Annotated in this window: 15 protein-coding genes and 2 tRNA genes; 9 read left to right on the plus strand and 8 right to left on the minus strand. The window is 72.0% G+C overall.

What is annotated here, in order from left to right; genetic code table 11:
• Nucleotides 1-197: 197 nt before the first annotated feature.
• The 5 genes from whiG (at nucleotide 198) to EMA17_RS44135 (ending at nucleotide 7,158) form a co-directional block, all read left to right on the plus strand.
• The gene (gene whiG / locus EMA17_RS44115; RefSeq protein WP_126642851.1) at nucleotides 198-1,046 is read left to right on the plus strand and encodes an RNA polymerase sigma factor WhiG; all 849 of its coding nucleotides are present in this window, start codon (nucleotides 198-200) and stop codon (nucleotides 1,044-1,046) included.
• Nucleotides 1,047-1,112: 66 nt separating this feature from the next.
• Nucleotides 1,113-2,393 (plus strand): deoxyguanosinetriphosphate triphosphohydrolase, encoded by a 1,281-nt coding sequence (locus tag EMA17_RS44120; protein ID WP_126642852.1) that lies wholly within the window; start codon nucleotides 1,113-1,115, stop codon nucleotides 2,391-2,393.
• A gap of 58 nt (nucleotides 2,394-2,451) precedes the next feature.
• Nucleotides 2,452-4,392: a DNA primase gene (gene dnaG, locus EMA17_RS44125; RefSeq protein ID WP_126642853.1), complete on the plus strand. Its 1,941-nt coding sequence runs from the start codon at nucleotides 2,452-2,454 to the stop codon at nucleotides 4,390-4,392.
• A 136-nt stretch (nucleotides 4,393-4,528) separates the two neighbouring features.
• Entirely contained in the window at nucleotides 4,529-5,647 is a 1,119-nt protein-coding gene (locus EMA17_RS44130; protein WP_126642854.1) for an RNA polymerase sigma factor, read from the plus strand.
• Nucleotides 5,648-5,688: 41 nt separating this feature from the next.
• Entirely contained in the window at nucleotides 5,689-7,158 is a 1,470-nt protein-coding gene (locus EMA17_RS44135) for an FGGY-family carbohydrate kinase (protein ID WP_126642855.1), read from the plus strand.
• Nucleotides 7,159-7,643: 485 nt separating this feature from the next.
• Here EMA17_RS44135 and EMA17_RS44140 read toward each other — a convergent pair whose 3' ends face one another.
• Nucleotides 7,644-7,943 carry a YtxH domain-containing protein gene (locus tag EMA17_RS44140; RefSeq protein ID WP_126642856.1) on the minus strand — a complete coding sequence of 100 codons (300 nt, stop codon included), beginning with the start codon at nucleotides 7,941-7,943 and terminating at the stop codon, nucleotides 7,644-7,646.
• A gap of 162 nt (nucleotides 7,944-8,105) precedes the next feature.
• Here EMA17_RS44140 and EMA17_RS44145 point away from each other — a divergent pair.
• Nucleotides 8,106-8,181 (plus strand) — tRNA-Asn (locus EMA17_RS44145).
• A gap of 56 nt (nucleotides 8,182-8,237) precedes the next feature.
• On the opposite strand, the gene EMA17_RS44150 is transcribed toward EMA17_RS44145, so the two are convergent.
• Complete coding sequence (locus EMA17_RS44150) at nucleotides 8,238-8,774, minus strand: nuclear transport factor 2 family protein (protein ID WP_160161785.1); 537 nt, start codon at nucleotides 8,772-8,774, stop codon at nucleotides 8,238-8,240.
• A 109-nt stretch (nucleotides 8,775-8,883) separates the two neighbouring features.
• On the opposite strand from EMA17_RS44150, the gene EMA17_RS44155 reads away from it, so the two are divergent.
• Together EMA17_RS44155 and EMA17_RS44160 are read left to right on the plus strand one after the other, a co-directional pair.
• A complete protein-coding gene (locus EMA17_RS44155; protein ID WP_126642858.1) occupies nucleotides 8,884-9,858 on the plus strand; it encodes an LLM class flavin-dependent oxidoreductase in 975 nt (324 codons plus the stop codon).
• 212 nt (nucleotides 9,859-10,070) lie between these two features.
• Nucleotides 10,071-10,144: transfer RNA gene (locus EMA17_RS44160), tRNA-Ile, on the plus strand.
• Between the two features lie 181 nt (nucleotides 10,145-10,325).
• On the opposite strand, the gene EMA17_RS44165 is transcribed toward EMA17_RS44160, so the two are convergent.
• Complete coding sequence (locus tag EMA17_RS44165; protein ID WP_246127289.1) at nucleotides 10,326-11,297, minus strand: SGNH/GDSL hydrolase family protein; 972 nt, start codon at nucleotides 11,295-11,297, stop codon at nucleotides 10,326-10,328.
• 328 nt (nucleotides 11,298-11,625) lie between these two features.
• Between EMA17_RS44165 and EMA17_RS44170 the strand changes: the two genes are divergently transcribed.
• Nucleotides 11,626-12,120, plus strand: a complete 495-nt coding sequence (locus EMA17_RS44170; protein ID WP_126642859.1) for a DUF3145 domain-containing protein — start codon at nucleotides 11,626-11,628, stop codon at nucleotides 12,118-12,120.
• A 346-nt stretch (nucleotides 12,121-12,466) separates the two neighbouring features.
• On the opposite strand, the gene fabF is transcribed toward EMA17_RS44170, so the two are convergent.
• From fabF to EMA17_RS44195, 5 genes are all read right to left on the minus strand, one after another.
• Nucleotides 12,467-13,768 carry a beta-ketoacyl-ACP synthase II gene (gene fabF, locus EMA17_RS44175; protein WP_126642860.1) on the minus strand — a complete coding sequence of 434 codons (1,302 nt, stop codon included), beginning with the start codon at nucleotides 13,766-13,768 and terminating at the stop codon, nucleotides 12,467-12,469.
• A gap of 145 nt (nucleotides 13,769-13,913) precedes the next feature.
• On the minus strand, nucleotides 13,914-14,159 hold the full coding sequence (locus tag EMA17_RS44180; protein ID WP_371863166.1) for an acyl carrier protein: 246 nt from the start codon (nucleotides 14,157-14,159) through the stop codon (nucleotides 13,914-13,916).
• Nucleotides 14,160-14,243: 84 nt separating this feature from the next.
• The gene (locus tag EMA17_RS44185) at nucleotides 14,244-15,254 is read right to left on the minus strand and encodes a beta-ketoacyl-ACP synthase III (protein WP_126642861.1); all 1,011 of its coding nucleotides are present in this window, start codon (nucleotides 15,252-15,254) and stop codon (nucleotides 14,244-14,246) included.
• Between the two features lie 73 nt (nucleotides 15,255-15,327).
• Nucleotides 15,328-16,281: an ACP S-malonyltransferase gene (locus EMA17_RS44190; protein WP_126642862.1), complete on the minus strand. Its 954-nt coding sequence runs from the start codon at nucleotides 16,279-16,281 to the stop codon at nucleotides 15,328-15,330.
• Nucleotides 16,282-16,378: 97 nt separating this feature from the next.
• The gene (locus tag EMA17_RS44195; protein ID WP_126642863.1) at nucleotides 16,379-17,545 is read right to left on the minus strand and encodes a PucR family transcriptional regulator; all 1,167 of its coding nucleotides are present in this window, start codon (nucleotides 17,543-17,545) and stop codon (nucleotides 16,379-16,381) included.
• Nucleotides 17,546-18,016: the final 471 nt, after the last annotated feature.

Consider the following 18,016-nt stretch of genomic DNA (forward strand, 5'->3'; position numbering starts at 1 on the left):
AGGGCGACCCCGAGCGACCCCTTCGCCTCGGTCCGAGACGGTTCGGCGCGCGCCGGGCGGCTTCGGGTGGGATGCCGTGATTCGGGCGACCGGGGCCGAGCCCCGCCGTTGTAGCGCTCGGGAGTCGTCAGGTCACGCTACGCTCGCGAGGACCCAGATCTACACGCACGTTTCCGTGGAACGACACAAGGCCACGTATGCCCAAGCACACCCCAGGGCGTAAGAGCGCCACCGCGGCCGCGTCCGAGGACGGACCGGCCGTCACCGTCGAGGACGGTGGCGCTTCCAACCGCGCGCTGGAGAACCTTTGGAGCGACTTCAAGCGCTCGGGGGACCCCACCCTGCGGGAACGCCTCATCCTGAATTACTCGCCGCTCGTGAAGTACGTCGCCGGGCGGGTCGGCGTCGGCCTTCCGGCCAATGTGGACCAGGCCGATTTCGTCTCGTACGGGATGTTCGGCCTGATCGACGCGATCGAGAAGTTCGATCTTGATCGCGCGATCAAATTCGAAACCTATGCGATCAGTCGCATCCGCGGCGCGATCATCGACGAACTGCGCGCGCTGGACTGGATCCCCCGATCCGTCCGACAGAAGGCCCGCGCGGTCGAACTGGCGTACACGGGACTGGAGGCCAAGCTCAACCGCACCCCTTCGGAGGTCGAGGTGGCCCGTGAGATGGGCATCGCGCTCGAGGACCTGCACGCGATCTTCAGCCAGCTCTCGCTGATCAACGTGATGGCCCTCGACGAACTCCTGCACACCGGCCAGGACGGCGGCGACCGGCTCAGCCTGGTCGACACGCTGGAGGACACCACCGCCGACGACCCCGTCGAGGTGGCCGAGAGCCGCGAGATGCGCCACCTGCTCGCCCGCGCGGTCAACGCGCTGCCGGAACGGGAGAAGACCGTGGTCACGCTCTACTACTTCGAGGGACTGACCCTGTCCCAGATCGGCCAGGTGCTCGGGGTGACCGAGAGCCGCACCTGCCAGATCCACACCAAGGCCGTGCTCCAACTGCGCGGCAAGTTGTCCGACGCGCGGTGAAGGCTTCGCGCAGTGTTCGCGGCCCGGCCTTCGTCGAATGTCGGAGTGGTTCCTTAATGTGGACAAGTGGACAGCACATCGGCAGACGCGGCGACACCCCGTTCCGTACCGCGACGATACGGACCCGACGACCTCGCCCGCTGGGTCCCCGAGCCCAACAAACGACGCGGGCGCACCGCGTTCCAGCGGGATCGGGCCCGGGTGCTGCACTCGGCCGCGCTGCGCCGACTCGCCGGCAAGACCCAGGTGGTCACCCCCGGCGAGAGCACCCCGGCGGGCCAGGACAGTCCGCGCACCCGGCTCACCCACTCGCTCGAATGCGCCCAGATCGGCCGTGAGCTGGGCCAGGCGCTGGGCTGCGACCCGGACCTGGTGGAGACCGCCTGCCTCGCGCACGACCTGGGCCACCCGCCGTTCGGCCACAACGGCGAACGCGCCCTCGACGAGGCGGCCAAGAGTTGCGGCGGCTTCGAGGGCAACGCGCAGAGCCTGCGCCTGCTCACCCGACTCGAGCCCAAGACGTTCGGCCCCGACGGCCGCAGCGTCGGCCTCAACCTGACCCGCGCCGGCCTCGACGCGGTGCTCAAATACCCGTGGCCCCGGCGCGAGGACAAGCACGCCTACGGCGCGTACGACGACGACCGGGCCGTGTTCGACTGGGTGCGCGCGGGCGCCGACCCGAGCCGCCGCTGCCTGGAGGCCCAGGTGATGGACTGGTCCGACGACGTCGCCTACTCCGTGCACGACCTGGAGGACGCGGTCCAGTCGCACCGCCTCGACCTGGTCCGCCTGCGCGACGCGGGCGAGCGCCGCGAACTGCTCGACCTCACCGTGCGCCGCTACCGCCCCGACTGCGTGGCCGACGAACTCGGCGAGGCGCTGGACCGGTTGCTCGCGCTCGACTTCTGGCCGGCGGGCTACGACGGCTCCCGCCGCGCCCAGGCCCGGCTCAAGAACGCCACCAGCGGCCTGATCGGCCGCTTCTGCCTGGCCGCCGAGCACGCCACCCGGGAGCTGTACGGCACCGCACCGGCCCTTCGCTACGCCGCCGACCTGATCGTCCCGCGCGAGATCCGGCTCGAATGCGCGGTTCTCAAGGCGGTCACCGCGCGCTACGTGATGGCGCGCGAGGGCGCCGAACAACTGCGCGAGCGCCAGCGCACCGTCCTCACCGAACTGGTCGAACTGCTCGCCGCCGGCGCCCCCGAGCGACTGGACGCGTCACTGCGCGACGACTGGATCGAGGCCGACACCGACGCGGCCCGGCTGCGCGTGGTGATCGACCAGGTCGCCTCCCTGACCGACCGCGCCGCCCTCACCCTGCACGCCACGCTGACCACCCGATGAGAACGGGCCGACCGGTCACCGCCCCCGTGTGTCGGACGGACCCGTAGACTCGACGATCGTGGCCGGCCGTATCCGTGAAGAAGACGTCAGGCGGGTCCGCGAGACGGCACGCATCGCGGAGATCGCCGAACAACACCTGCAACTGCGCAACGCGGGCGGAGGAAACTTCAAGGGGCTCTGCCCCTTCCACGACGAGAAGTCCCCGTCCTTCCAGGTCAGCCCGGCCAAGAACCTCTGGTACTGCTTCGGCTGCGGCGAAGGCGGCGACGTTCTCGACTTCGTCATGCGCCTGGACCACACCACGTTCTCCGAGACGGTGGAGCGGCTGGCCCAGCAGTACGGCATCGAACTGCACTACGAGGAGGGCGGCTACACCCCCGGGCGCCAGCAGGGCCGGCGCACCCGCCTGGTCGAGGCGCACCGGATCGCCGCCGCGTGGTTCGCCGAGCAGCTCGGCACCCCCGAGGCGGAGACCGCCCGCCGATTCCTCGCCGACCGGGGCTTCCCGCAGGACGCCGCGGAGCGGTTCGCGCTCGGCTACGCGCCCAAGGGCTGGGAGAACCTGGTCCGATTCCTGCGCGGCAAGGGCTTCACCCCGCAGGAGATGCTGGAGGGCGGGCTGGCCGGCGAGGGCCGCAACGGTCCGAGGGACCGCTTCCGCGGCCGGCTGGTCTGGCCGATCCGCGACATCACCGGCGACGTGATCGGCTTCGGCGCGCGCAAGCTCTACGACGACGACAACGGCCCCAAGTACCTGAACACCCCCGAGACGCCCATCTACAAGAAGTCCCAGGTGCTCTACGGCCTCGACCTGGCCAAGAAGGAGATCGCCAAGTCCGGCCGGGCGGTCATCGTCGAGGGCTACACCGACGTGATGGCCTGCCACCTCGCCGGCGCCGGCACCGCGATCGCCACCTGCGGCACCTCCTTCGGCGACGAGCACATCAAGGTGCTGCGCCGACTGCTGATGGACTCCGGCGAGTTCCGCGGCGAGGTGATCTTCACCTTCGACGGCGACGCCGCCGGCCGCAAGGCCGCGCTGCGCGCGTTCGAGGAGGACCAGAAGTTCGTCACCCGCACGTTCGTCGCGGTCGAGCCGGGCGGCCTGGACCCGTGCGACCTGCGCCTGGAACAGGGCGACGAGGCCGTACTCGCGCTGATCGACGCGCGCGTCCCGCTCTTCGAGTTCGCCATCCGGAGCCGGATCGAGGGCCACGACCTGTCCACCGCCGAGGGCCGGGTCGCCGCCCTCGACGCCGCCGCGCCGGTCATCGCCGGCATCAAGGACCAGGCACTGCGCCATACCTACGCGGTCCGACTCGACTCGATGCTGGGCTTCCTGGACGAGAAGTTCGTGGTCGGCCGAGTCGCCCAGGTCAACCGCTGGCAGCGCGAACGGGCCGCGCGCGGCGAGCGCGGCGGCGGCCCCACCCAGGGGCCCGCCGCCCCGGCGAACGGCCGACAGCCGGCGGCCCCGCAGCGGCCCGCGGGCTTTCGACCCGACCCGCGCGACATGTGCCAGGCGGTCCAGCGCGAGGTGCTCAAGCTCGCGCTCCAGACGCCCGCGCTGGTCGCGCCCGCGTTCGACCACTACGAGGCGGACGAGTTCACCGCCCCGCCGTACGCGGCGGTGCGCACGGCGATCGCCGCCGCCGGGGGGGTGTGCTGCGACCTCGCCCAGACCCCGAACTGGGTCGGCGAGGTGCGCGCCGCGGCCCCCGACGACGCCGTGCGGCACATGGTCACCGAACTGGCCGTGGAAAACATGCGGTTGAGCAGCGACCCGGACCGGGCGTACGCCGACGGCAACCTGGTCCGGCTGCGGGTGTTCTCCGCCGAACGCCGGATCGCCGACGCCAAATCCCGCCTGCTGCGCCTGGACCCGGGCCGCGACGCGGAGGAGTACGGCTGGGTCTGGCAGGAACTGACCACCCTGGAGACGTACAAGCGGGCCCTGATCGACCGAGGCGCCGAGGCCCTCTACGCCCCGGGCGGCTGACCGCCGCCCGCCCGGCCGGCCGAAGGACCCGCACCGGCGCCCGGCCCCGCCGAATCGGGCGAACAGCCCACACCAGGCGAGATTTCCCCGCCCGGACTCTCGGCTACAGGCCCCCTCGTACAGCAGACTGGGGAAGGTGCATCGGCACACCAGAGGGGGGAAAACGCCCGGCGGCGACCCCGCCCACACGGAACGGACGGATGAGCCTGAACCGGGCCCGGCCACCGTCCTCACGAAGCACGTCACCCCAGGAACCGCGCCACCCACCCCGATCGCGGTCGAGGCGACCACCGCGCCGGCCGCCGACGGCGAACCCGACGAACTCTCCCGCCCCGCCGAATCCACCGGCTCCTCCGCCGACCTGCTGCGCCAGTACCTGCGCGAGATCGGCCGGGTGCCGCTGCTGAGCGCCGTCGACGAGGTCGACCTGGCGCGCCGGGTCGAGGCCGGACTGTTCGCCGGCGCCCGCCTGCTCGACGACCCGCCCGCCGACCCCGCCGCCCGGGACGCGCTCGCCACCCTGGTCCGCGACGGCGAACGCGCCAAACGCCGGCTGATCGAGGCCAACCTGCGCCTGGTGGTGTCGATCGCCAAACGCTACGTCGGCCGCGGCCTGGGCCTGCTCGACCTGGTCCAGGAGGGAAACCTGGGGCTGATCCGGGCGGTGGAGAAGTTCGACTACACCCGGGGCTTCAAGTTCTCCACCTACGCCACGTGGTGGATCCGCCAGGCGATGAGCCGGGCGCTGGCCGATCAGGGCCGGACCATCCGGGTCCCGGTACACGTGGTCGAACTGATCAACCGGGTCATCCGGGTCCAGCGCCGACTGTTGCAGGAGCGCGGCGAGGAACCCACCGCCGAGGACGTCGCCGCCGTGCTCGACCTCACCGCCGAGCGGGTCACCGAGATCCTGCGACTGGCCCAGGAGCCGGTGTCGCTGCACACCCCCGTCGGCGAGGACGAGGTGCTGCTCGGCGACATCGTCGAGGACACCGACGCGACCGCCCCGGCCGAGGCCGCCGCCTACCTGATGCTGCGCGAACACCTGGAGGCGCTGCTGTCCACGCTGGGCGATCGCGAGCGGCAGGTGGTACAGCTCCGCTACGGGCTCGCCGACGGCGAACCGCACACGCTCGAGGAGATCGGCCGGGTCTTCGGGGTGACCCGGGAGCGAATACGCCAGATCGAGTCACGCACGCTGTCCCGGCTCCGCGAGCGGTCGTACTCGGAGCAACTGCGGGGCTATCTCGACTGATCCCTGGCGTTTCGGCTTACGTCTGGTGTCAGAATTCGCCCATGCCGACAAGCCCACCCACCCTCGTCGCCGGGGTGCACTGCTCAGCGCACCAGTTGCGCATTCTCGTCTGCGACGCCGCGACCGGTACGCCGCTGCGCCAGGGGCGCGCCGCGTACGCGGAGGGCGCCTCGACCACGCCGGGCGCGTGGTTGCGGGCCTTCGGCGAGGCCGCGGCGGGCGGTCTCCTCGACGGCGTGGCGGCGATCGCGGTGGCCGCGCAGAACCACGGCGCGGTGCCGCTGGACGCCCAGGGGGTGATCCTGGGGCATCCGCTGCCCGACGAGGACCCCTCGGCCTCCGGTGCCGCCGCCGACCTGGTCGACGCGCTCGGCGGCCCGGCCGCGTGGACGGCCGCCACCGGCGCGGTGCCGGGCTCCTCGTCGGCGATCGCGCAACTGCGCCGGTTCGCCCGATTCGAGCCCGAGGCGGTGACCCGGATCGCCACCGTGCTGCTGCCGCACGACTGGGTGACCTGGCAACTGCTCGGCTGCCCGCCGGACCCGGTCACCGACCGGTCGGACGCCTCCACCACGGGCTACTACGCGACCACGGGGGAGTGGCGCGAGGACCTCATGCACCTGGCCATCGGCCGGGTGCCGCGCACGCCGATCGTGCTGCCGCCGGGCACCACCGCCGGGCGCACGCCGGAGGGGATCCTGGTCGCGCCCGGCACCGGTGGCGAGGCGGCCCTGGCCCTCGGCGCGGACCTGGCCGACGGCGACGTGGTGGTGGCGCTCGGCACCACCGGCGTCGCGTTCGCGGCACACCCCGTGCCGCTGGCCGACCCCGCCGGCGTGGTCGGCTCGTACGCCGACGCCACCGGGCGATACCTGCCGCTGGTGCGCACCCTCAACGCGGCCCGGGTGCTGCGCGGCACCGCCTCGATGCTGGGCGTGGACGCCGAGGAGTTCGATCGCATAGCGCTGGAGTGCACGCCGGGCGCGAGCGGATTGGTCCTGCTCCCCTACTTGGAGGGCGAGCACATCCCCGACCTTCCGCACGCGGCGGGCACGCTCACCGGGCTGCGCCGGGAGAGCATGACCCCGCCGGCCCTCGCGCGTGCCGGGGTGGAGGGCATGTTGTGCGGTATCTCGGACGCGTTGGACGCGCTGCGCGACCGGGACGTGGCGGTGGAGCGGCTGATCCTGATCGGCCCGGGAGCACGTTCGGCGGCGGTGGCGGGGATCGCGCCCGCGCTGCTCGGCGTACCGACCGCGGTGCCCCCGGCGGCGCTCGCGGGCCGGTTCGTGGCCCGGGGCGCGGCCCGGCAGGCGGCCTGGGCGCTGTTCGGGGTGCTGCCGGAGTGGCCCGCGGACATCGACACGTTCGTCGAGCCCGACGAGGACGAACTCGCCCTCGGCGACGCGGTCCGAGCCCAGTACCGCGAGGTACGCAACCGCCTGCACCCGGGCGCGGTGACCCCACCACGAGAAAGCGCCGAGACGAGCGGCCGCCACCGAAGAGGCTGACCGCCCCCCCGAACCACGACCCCCGAATCTCCACCCGACCACAGCGGCCCGCGACCTCGCCGTCCGCCGGGGCCAACGCCCGACCGCCGACGCACCCGCACTCCCGTCGGTCGGCCAGGCCGTCGGGGTGTTTGTCCGACCGCCGGCATCCGCGACGTCGCCGGCCGGGCAAGCCGCCGGGTTCCGAGCGGGCTACCGGCTCCAGGCCCGGCCGCAGCTGCCCGCGACCTTCCCGGCCGGGCACGCCGCACGGGTTGCATGCGGGTCGCCGGGTCCATGTCCGGTCGCCGGTGCCCGTGACCTTGCCGATTGGGTGTGCCGCCGGGGTCCGTGCCCGCTATCGGGTCCGTGCTCGGCCGCGGTGCCCGCGGATCCGTGGAGGCGGGTGGGCATGCCGGCGGTCGCGCCCGTGCCGGCAGGACCCGACGGGCCCACGGGTGCCCCCGTGGGTCCGCCCGGGCCTGCCGTGGGCGCCGTCCGAGGTGCTACAGCCCCTGTCCGTGGCGCGACGACGTCACCGAGGTGCCGTTCGTGCCGTGTCCGCCGAAGCGGTCCGGCAGGTGCCGCCCCACCCGCTCGGGGAGGTGCTCGCCGAGCGCGCGGCCGGCCTTGGCGCCCGCCTCGCGGCCGAGCCCGGCCGCCGCGTGCCCGGCCTTCTGCGCCGGCGGGCTGCTCGCCACCGTGCCGGTGAGCTTGCGGATCTGCTCGTACCGCTCCCGCCCGGCCTTCGCCCCCAGGACGTAGCCGATGGCGAGGCCGGTGACGAAGGTGAGCTTGTTGATCATGGTGTCCTCCGCGGTCGTTTGTCCCGCCCGTGCACGTCAGCGCCTACCCGGGCGACGTGCGTAGGCAACCTGTGAGGTCCTACCGGAAAAACCCTGGTGCGGGCCACCCCTCGGAATGCGCTAATGTATTCCACGCAGCGGCCGCCAGACGGTCCGACGCAATCCCGCATAGCTCAATTGGCAGAGCAGCCGGCTGTTAACCGGCAGGTTATTGGTTCGAGTCCAATTGCGGGAGCCATCGACAGCGCCCGCCGGTCCGCCGGCGGGCGCTGTCGCGTATCCGGGCCGGCTCGCTCACTCACTCCCGGTCCGGGCCCAGAACTCCTGCCAGGACGGCCACTTCTCGGGCAGCTGCGCGTCGGTGATCATCGGATTGTCGGGGAAGTGGAAGCGCCCCGGGACGGCCAGCGGATGCTCCAGCACGTCGGCGGCGTAGAAGGCTCTGGGCTTGCGGCTGCGGAAGTACCAGCGCCCGTCGCGCCGTTCGTAGCGATCCCAATACTGCATCGGCATCACCACCCACAGGTCGCCCACCTCGTGCTCGGGACGGCAGTACACGACGCCGGTCGCGTGGTCCTCGTCGACCAGGTCGATCACGTGGTTCCCGATCAGGTGGAAGGTGATCCCGTACGGCCGCAACACCGGATCGAACCACTCGGCGAGCGCGGCCCGACCCACGCCGCCGGCCCCCGTGCGCACGTCCGGCACGAACAGGTCGGCCAGCGCCGGTACGTCGCGGCTGTCCAGCGCCAGCGCGTAGCGGGCGGCCAGTTGGCGAATCTGCTCGTACGCCTCCAGGCGATCGAGCCGGGTGGTGATCGAATCCGACATGCTGCCTCCGTAAGCTGACGGCCAGTCAGATATCACGGTGTCAGACGACCGCCCCGGACCACGCCCCGGGTCGGCCCGTCGGGACGCCCACCCCGTGGGGAGCGCGCGCATGGTCGACGTCGGCATCTATCTGGACCTGCGCAATCCGGCCGAGTGGCGGCAGGACTGGTCCCGGCTGTACGCCTTCACGCTGGAGGTGTGCGAGGAGGCGGACCGGCTCGGTGTGCACTCGATCTGGACCACCGAGCACCACGGCTTCGACGACGGCTACCTCAGCCAGCCGCTCACCCTGGCCGCCGCGATCGCCGCGCGCACGAAGCGGGCCCGGATCGGCACCGGCGTCACCATCGCGCCGCTGCGCCACCCCGCGCACCTGGCCGAGGAGGCCGCGATCGTGGACCTGGTCAGCGGCGGGCGGCTGGAACTGGGCATCGGCACCGGCTACCGCAGGCCCGAGTACGAACTCTTCGACCGGGGCGACCTGCTCGCCACCCGATTCGGCGCCACCGACGCGAGCGCGCGCGAGATCCGCCGGTTGTGGGAGACCGGCACGATCAGCCCGCCGCCCGTGCAGCGCCGGCCGCGCATCTGGCTCGGCTACCAGGGGCCGCAGGGCGCGCGACGGGCCGGGCTGCTCGGCGAGTCGCTGCTCACCGCGAACCCGGCGATGGCCGCGCCCTACCTGGACGGCCTGCGCGCCGGCGGCCACGATCCGGCGACCGCGCGGATGGCCGGACTGCTCAACGGCTGGATCACCGAGGACCCCGAGCGGGACTGGCCGGTGGTCTCCCGGCACCTCGCGCACCAGTGGGACGGCTACCACCGGTACGCGGTGGAGGGCACCGGGGCCGAGCCGCCACGTGCGATCGACCCGGACCGCTGGCGGGCGCGTGGGTTGTCGGCGGCGCCCGGCCACTTCCTGCACGCCACCCCGGAGGACGCGGCGCGGGAGATCCGGGCGTACGTGGCCGATACGCCGATCGAGACGGTGTGGTTCTTCGCCTCGCTGAGCGGGATGACCGAGGACATGGTCCGCGCCCACGTGACCACGCTGTGCTCCCGCCTGGCTCCGCTGGTGGCGTAGCGCCCCGCTCGCCCCCGGCGCCGCGACGGGCACCGGGGGCGAGGAAGCGGCGGGCGGACCGCGAGCGCGGCACCGACGATCGACCGTCCGCGACCGACGGCGGGATACGAACGGTTTCGGGCAGGATGAGACCACGCCCGCGAGGATCCCCCCGGGCGTTGGTCGGGCCTGACCGGTTATGCTGCGTCAGGCTGTCCGGCAGCGGACGGCAAGGGGCGGTAGCTCAGCTGGTTAGAGCAGGGGACTCATAATCCTCTGGCCGTGGGTTCGAGTCCCACCCGCCCCACCCGTTCTTCTCGGCGCCGTCGAGCGCCGGCCGCTTCGTGCCCTCGTGCCGTGTGCTCACGTGTCGACTCGTCCCACCCGATGGGTTGGTTGCTGTGTGTTGTCGGGCGACTCTTTTCCGTAGTCGAGTGAGAGCTTAGCGGGCTCATGACGGGTTCCGGGAGTGAAATCACTCGAACGGGCTATCCCCATGTGTATCCCTGGCGGGACGTCACCTCGGCGAGCGTGCGCTGGCCGGACGCGCTCGGGTGGAACCAGTCCCAGTGGCTGACGTCGTTCTTGCCGAACCGCTGGGTGTTCACCACGCCGCCGTCGTAGCGGCAGTTGGCCCAGGTCGAACACACCTCGCGCAGCTTGGCGTTGTACGCGGTCACCCGGTCGCGGACCCGCTGTCGGCGGTCCAGCGCGTCGGGCTTGGTCGACTGCGGGTCGTCCAGCATCGACTGGCACACGTTGCCCACCGCCCACACCGCGCGGGCCACGAACTCGTCGTGCCCGGTCTCCCACATGCGTCCCAGGTCCGGGATGCTGACCACGAGCACGCGCGTGCTCGGCAGGCCGGTGCGCAGGATGCCCAGGGCGTCGCGGAACTGGTTCTCGTAGGTGCCGGGCGAGGTCATCTCGTCCACGGTGTGCCGACAGGCGTCGTTGGCGCCGATCAGGATCGTGACGTAGTCGACCCGCTGGTCGACCGCCTGGCGGGCCTGACCCGCCAGATCGGTCATTTTCGCGCCGGTCTTCGCGTTGTTGAACACGGCGTCGGCCGGCAGGCCGAGCCGCTTCGCGTGGCTGTTCACATCGGCCGAGGTGCCCGTGGCCCACGACTTCTCCGGGCAGTCCTGGAGCGGTGAACAGGTATCGAACCCTCGGGTGATCGAGTCGCCCAGGGCCGCCATCGATCGAGGGCGGGGCGGCACGGTCGCGGTGGGTGGTTTCTCGGGTGCCGGCGACAGCACCTTGCCGTTGGGCTGTTCGGCCGAGGTCGGGTTGCCGGGCTTCGGGGTTTGCCCACCGCTCGGCCCGGCAATAAGCCGATCCCCGGCAGCGGCCGGATCGGCCTTGTCGCCGTCACCCGAATCCATGCAGGAGGACAGCGTCAACAACGCCGCGACCATCGTCGCGGTTGCCGCCCCTACTCGTCGTTTCCGACCCACGCCGCCCCCTCCGCCCCCTAGCATCGACACGACGATGTCCATCGACGGTATGTCACTCCTTCGTGTGAAGGCCGACAATGCCGGGAGTGGCGTCGTCGGCGGCCGGGCACGTTGAGTGCAGTGGCTCACCATTCCGATACGGTGAGTAACGAATTGTTCCTTCACATCGGACAATTGCCCACATGTGATTACGGACAGCAACTGGTGCCTGTGGTACATCCGTGGTCTGTGGGGCACAATGGAAGACCGGGATTCGAACAGGCAGTCCGAGACAAGGGTTGAGGCCGCTGGGGAAGGCGAACCTCGTCCTTGAAGCCTGGAGGTCCCGGTGACGACACGTGGAGTTCTGTACGTGCACTCCGCGCCGCGTGCGCTGTGCCCGCACGTCGAGTGGGCCGCAGCGGGCGTTCTTGGCGTGCGCGTGAGTCTGGACTGGGTCCGCCAACCGGTGGCGCCCGGCATGTTGCGGGCCGAGCTGTGCTGGCAGGGCGCGCCCGGTACCGCGTCGCGCCTCGCCTCGGCGTTGCGCGGATGGCACCTGCTGCGCTTCGAGGCCACCGAGGAGCCCTCGGCCAACGCCGAGGGGGAGCGCTACAGCAACACCCCCGAGCTCGGCATCTTCCACGCCGTCACGGGGGCGCACGGCGACATCCTGATCCCGGAGGACCGGCTGCGCGCGGTGCTCGGTCGGGCGGCGCGGGGCGAGGTCGATCTGCGCTCCGAGGTGGAGAAGTTGCTCGGCAAGCCGTGGGACGACGAGTTGGAGCCCTTCCGCTACGCGGGCGAGGGCACCCCGGTGCGTTGGCTGCACCAGGTGGTCTGAGCACGCGGGGGATCCCCGAGACGAAGACATGCGTATAGACATACCGATACGAGCGGCCCTCCCGAATCATCCGGAAGGGTCGCTCGCGTCTCCGCCTTGGGACCGAGAGCGACCGTCGGAGCGGGCCGGCGGCGGATGCGCCCCGGAGTCACGGCCGGTCGAACGATCGTCCTGGCGTGGGTGATTCGTCCCTCTTGTGGATCGCCCCGGGGCGGTCGGCCCCGGTACCCGAGTACTCGCGGGCACGTCGATCACCGGTCCGTCGCGCCCGGTTCGGCCGCGAACGTTCGTGCCCCCGCCGCGAGATCCGCGACGGGGGCACGAACGAGTGTGCGAACAAGGGGTCTTACTCGAAGCTGCGGAAGGCGACCACGACGTTGTGCCCGCCGAAGCCGAACGAGTTGTTCAGCGCCGCGATCGCGCCGTCGGGCAGCGTGCGCGGCTCGCCCCGCACGATGTCCAGGTCGACCTCGTCGTCGAGGTCGTCGACGTTGATCGTGGGCGGCGCGAGGCGGTGGTGCAGGGCGAGCACGGTGGCCACCGACTCGACCGCGCCGGTGCCGCCGAGCAGGTGACCGGTCATCGACTTGGTGCTGGTGACGGTGACCTTGTCGGCCGCCGTGTCGCCCAGCGTCGCGCGGATCGCCTTGAGTTCGGTGACGTCGCCCGCCGGGGTCGAGGTGCCGTGCGCGTTGACGTGCACGATCTCCTCCGGCTCCAGCCCGCCGTCCGCCAGGGCGAGCGCCATCGCGCGGGCGATGTCGCGGCCGGTGGGCTCGGGCTGGGCGATGTGGTGGCCGTCGGAGCTGAGTCCGGCGCCCGCGACCTCGGCGTACACGCGGGCCCCGCGGGCCGCCGCGTGCTCGGCGCTCTCCAGGATCAGGACGCCGGCGCCCTCGCCCATCACGAAGCCGTCGCGGCCCTTGTCGTACGGGCGGGACGCGCGCTGCGGCTCGTCGTTGCGCTTGGACATCGCCATCATGTTCGCGAACGCCGCCATCGGCAGCGGGTGGATCGCGGCCTCGGTGCCGCCGCAGACCACCACGTCGGCGCGGCCCGAACGGATCATCTCCAGGCCGTAGGCGACCGCCTCGGCACCGGAGGCGCACGCGCTCACGGGGGTGTGCACGCCGGCCCGCGCGCCCAGCTCGATGCCGACGTTGGCGGCCGGGCTGTTGGGCATGAGCATCGGCACGGTCAGCGGGCCGACCCGGCGCGGGCCCTTCTCGTGGAAGGTGTCCCACGCGTCGAGCAGGGTGGTGACGCCGCCGATGCCGGAGGCGATGGCCACACCCAGGCGGGTCGGGTCCACCACGAGGGCGTCCGGGGCGTCCTCGGGCGCGGTGTTCTTCGCGGCGTAGCCGGCGTCGAGCCAGGCCTCGCGCGCGGCGATCATGGCGAACTGGCCGGAGCGGTCCAGGCGCCGCGCCTCGACCTTCGGCATGACCTCGAGGGGTTCGACCGCGATCCGCGCGGCGAAGGTGACCGGCAGTTGCTCGGCCCATTCCTCGGTCAGCGCCCGCGCGCCGGACGTGCCCGCGAGCAGCGCGGACCACGTGGTCGCGACATCGCCGCCGACCGGCGTGGTCGCACCCAGACCGGTGACCACCACGGCCCGTGTGGCGTCGTTGCGCTCGGTCGACTTCACTGTCTTCTCACTCTCACGCTGGGGGTTCGGGCGGTCCGGCGCGCCGAGGGTGCGGCGATGCCGGGGCCCGTGGTGTGACTGCGACGGACCGGGCCGGACGCGCGAACGCGGTCCGGCCCGGAGAACGACCGGCGCTACATCCGATCTAGGCGGCGGCCTTGACGATGTAGTCCACCGCGTCGCGGACGGTCTTGAGGCCCTTGACGTCGTCGTCCGGGATCTTGACCTCGAACTTCTCCTCGGCCGCCACGACGACCTCGACCATCGACAGCGAGTCCACGTCCAGGTCGTCGATGAAGGACTTGTCCAGCTCGACCTCGTCCTGGGGGACGCCGGCGATCTCGTTGACGATGTCGGCGAGGCCCTCGAGGACCTGCTCCTGGCTAGCCATGATGCTCCTTGATTGGAATCTCTTGTGGTGACGGTAAAGCTGTGCCGCTCGTCCGATCGGCGCCTCGCGGCGACCGACGGGGGACTACGGAAGCGTAATGACCTGGCCCGCGTACACGAGGCCGGCCCCGAATCCCATGATCAACGCGGTTCCGCCGCTGACCGCTTCGCCGCTTTCGAGCATGCGCTCCATGGCGAGCGGGATGGACGCGGCGGAGGTGTTTCCGTTCTCGGCGATGTCGCGGGCGACCGGCACCTCGGGGGGCAGCTTGAGCGCCTTGATCATCGCGTCGGTGATCCGCATGTTGGCCTGGTGCGGGATGAACGCGTCCAGGTCCTCGGCCTTGACGCCGGCGGCGTCCAGGGCCTGCTCGCAGACCTTGGCCATCTCCCACACGGCCCAGCGGAAGACCTTCTGGCCCTCCATCTTGAGCGTGGGGAACTCCTGCTCGCGGTCGTCGCGCAGGTCGTTCCAGTCGATGGTCTGGGTGATCGCCTCGGACTGCGAACCGTCCGAACCCCACACCACGGGACCGATGCCCGGGGTGTTCGACGGGCCGATCACCACGGCGCCCGCGCCGTCGCCGAAGATGAACGCGGTGCCCCGGTCGGACAGGTTGGTCAGGTCGCTCAGCCGCTCGACGCCGATCACCAGGACGTACTCGGCGCTGCCGCCGCGGACCATGTCACTGGCGAGCGAGACGCCGTAGCAAAAGCCCGCGCAGGCCGCGGAGACGTCGAAGGCCGCCGCCCGGCCGCCGCCCGCGCCCAGGCGGTGTGCGATCTCGGTGGCGATCGCCGGGGTCTGCTTGAGGTGGGTGACCGTCGAGACGATCACGCAGCCGACCTGCGAGGCGTCCAGACCCGCGTGCGCGAGGGCCTTGCCGGCCGCCGCGATGGACATCTCGGCGACGGTCTCCTCGGGGGAGGCCCAGCGCCGGGTCCGGATTCCGGAACGGGACTGGATCCACTCGTCGGAGGAGTCGATCCGGTCCACCAGCTCGGAGTTGGGCACGATCCGGGCCGGGCGGTAACCGCCGACGCCGAGGATGCGCGCGTGCGCGGCTCCGGCGCGGGGGATGATGGTTGCGGTCACGCGTGGTCCTCCCGTACGGGTTCGAGGCCGGGTGGGTTCGCGGCCGGGTGCAGAGCGGGTGTCGCGACGGGGGTCACGACGGGCTCTGGGGGCCGGCCGGGCCGCCGTGCGCCTCGACCAGCTTCCGGGCGGCCTCGAGGTCGTCCGGAGTCTTCAGCGCGACCGTTTCCACACCCGGCAGGGCGCGCTTGGCCAGAGCGGTCAGGGTGCCGGCCGGGGTGACCTCGATCAGGCCGGTCACACCCAGACCCTTCATGGTCTCCGTGCACAGGTCCCAGCGGACCGGGTTGGAGACCTGGGTGACCAGGCGCCGGACCACCTCGCGGCCGTCGTGCAGCACGGTGCCGTCGGAGTTGGACAGGAACGGGACGCTCGGGTCGTGCACGGTCACGCCCGGGACCAGTTCGGCCAGGCGGTTCACCGCCGGTGCCATGTGCTCGGTGTGGAACGCGCCGGCCACGGCCAGCGGTCGCAGGCGCGCCTTCTCCGGCGGGTCGGCGGCGAACGCGGCCAACTGCTCCAGCGTGCCGGCGGCGACGATCTGGCCCCCGCCGTTCATGTTGGCCGGGGTCAGGCCGTGCTCGGCGATCTTGGCGAGCACCGTCTCGGGGTCGCCGCCCAGGACCGCGCTCATCCCGGTCTGCGTGACCGCCGCGGCGGCGGCCATCGCCCGGCCCCGCTCGCGCACCAGGGTCAGCGCCGTCTCGGCGGTGATCACGCCGGTGCCGGCCGCGGCGGTCAGCTCGCCGACGCTGTGGCCGGCGGCGGCGCCGACCGCGTCGCGGAGATCGTCGGGCCGCGGGAACAGCGCGAACGCGGCCACCAGACCCGAGGCGACGAGCAGCGGCTGGGCCACCGCCGTGTCCCGGATCTCGTCGGCGTCCGCCTTGGTGCCGTAGTGGATCAGGTCGAGGCCGGTGACGGCCGACCACCAGCGCAGCCGATCGGCCACGCCGTCGAGGTCGAGCCAGGGGGCGAGGAATCCGGGCGTCTGAGCGCCCTGTCCGGGGGCGACGAGTACGAGCACGAGGTCAAGCCTCTCTCCTGCGGGGGGTGGCATCCCCTTATCGGCAGGGACGAAGATCCGATGGTGACTTTGTTGGGTTCGTACAAATAGGTACTGACTAGCTCTCGATCGCGGCCAGTCGGCCGAGGATCAGCGAGACCTGGAGGGTGAATGCGGAACGGGTCTCGGTCGGTACCAGGCCGGTGACGTCCACGACGCGTCGCAGCCGGTAGCGCACGGTATTGGGGTGGACGAAGAGCATCCGGGCGGCTCCTTCGAGACTCGCCGCCTGCTCCAGGTAGACGGAGAGCGTCTCCAGGAGCGCGGAGCCGGCCGCGTGCAGGGGTATGTAGATCTCCTCCACCAACTGCTCCCGGGCCTCGTCGTCCCCCGCGAGCGCGCGCTCGGGCAGGAGATCGTCCGCGGAAACCGGGCGCGGCGCGTCGGGCCAGGCCACACACGCGCGGTGTCCCGACATCGCGGCCTGGGCGGAGCGCACGGCGGCCAACAGGTCGGGCACCTGAGGGCCGACCACCACGGGCCCCGGGGCGAACTGGCCGATCAGCGACCGGGTCGCGCGGATCGGGTCGTCGGTGCCGCCGAGGATCACCACGAGCCGCTCTCCCTGCACCCCGGTGAGCACGTTCAGCCGGGCGTGTCGGCCCGCCCGGTGGATGCCGTCGACGACCTCCTGGGCGTCCGCGTCCGGGGCGTTGCCCACCACCACCATGACCGAGTCCGGCGAGCCCCAGCCGAGCGCCGAGGCCCGGGACAGGATGCCCTCGTCGGCCTCGCCGCGCAGCAGCGAGTGCACCACCAGGGCCTCCAGGCGGGCGTCCCACGCGCCGCGGGTCTCGGCGGCGTGCGCGTACACCTGCGCGGTGGCGAAGGCGATCTCCCGGGAGTACAGCAGCAGCGACTCGCGCAACTCCTGCTCGTAGCCGGGCGCGGCCAGGGTGGCGATCTCCGCCTCGACCACCTCGATGGTGGTGCGGATCAACTCGACCGTGTGCGGCAGCGTGATGGTGCGGGTCAACTCGCGCGGCGCGGTGCCGAACACGTCGGCGCTGACCTTCTGCGGGGTCTCCGGATGCCGGAACCACTCGGTGAACGCGGAGATGCCGGCCTGGGCGACGAGACCGATCCAAGACCGGTTGTCGGCGGGCATGTTCCGGTACCAGGGAAGCGCCTCGTCCATCCTCGCGAGCGCCGCGCCCGCCAGGGCGCCGGCGGACTTCTCGAGCCTGCGGACGGTCGCGGCGCGAAGATCGGGATTGGGACTCACGTGGCCATTGTCCTCTGTTGGGCGGGCGGGAATGCCAGGGGTTGGGTTTGGGTGGGGGTGTGGGTGGGCTGGGGGGTGGGGTGGGTGTGGGGTGGGTGAGGGGGTGGGGGTGCGACGTTGGCGATGCTCGGGGGCGCGAGTTGTGACGGGGGTGAAGCTTGGGGGTGGAGTCGTAGCGGGGGCGAAGTTCCGGGGTGGAGTCGTGTCGGGAGCGAAGCTCCGGGCCGGAGACGCAACGTGAGCGAAGCTCTGGGGCGGAGACGCAACGTGAGCGAAGCTCTGGGGCGGAGACGCAACGTGAGCGAAGCTCTGGGGCGGAGACGCAACACGAGCGAAGCTCCGGGGTGGAGTCGTGTTGGGAACGAAGCTCCGGGCCAGAGACGCAACGCGAGCGAAGCTCTGGGCCCGAGGCGCAACGTGAGCGACGCTCCGGGGCGGAGTCGTGTCGGGAACGAAGCTCGGGGCCCGAGG

It is taken from the genome of Embleya hyalina (genome assembly GCF_003967355.1).
GTDB classification, from domain to species: Bacteria; Actinomycetota; Actinomycetes; order Streptomycetales; family Streptomycetaceae; genus Embleya; species Embleya hyalina.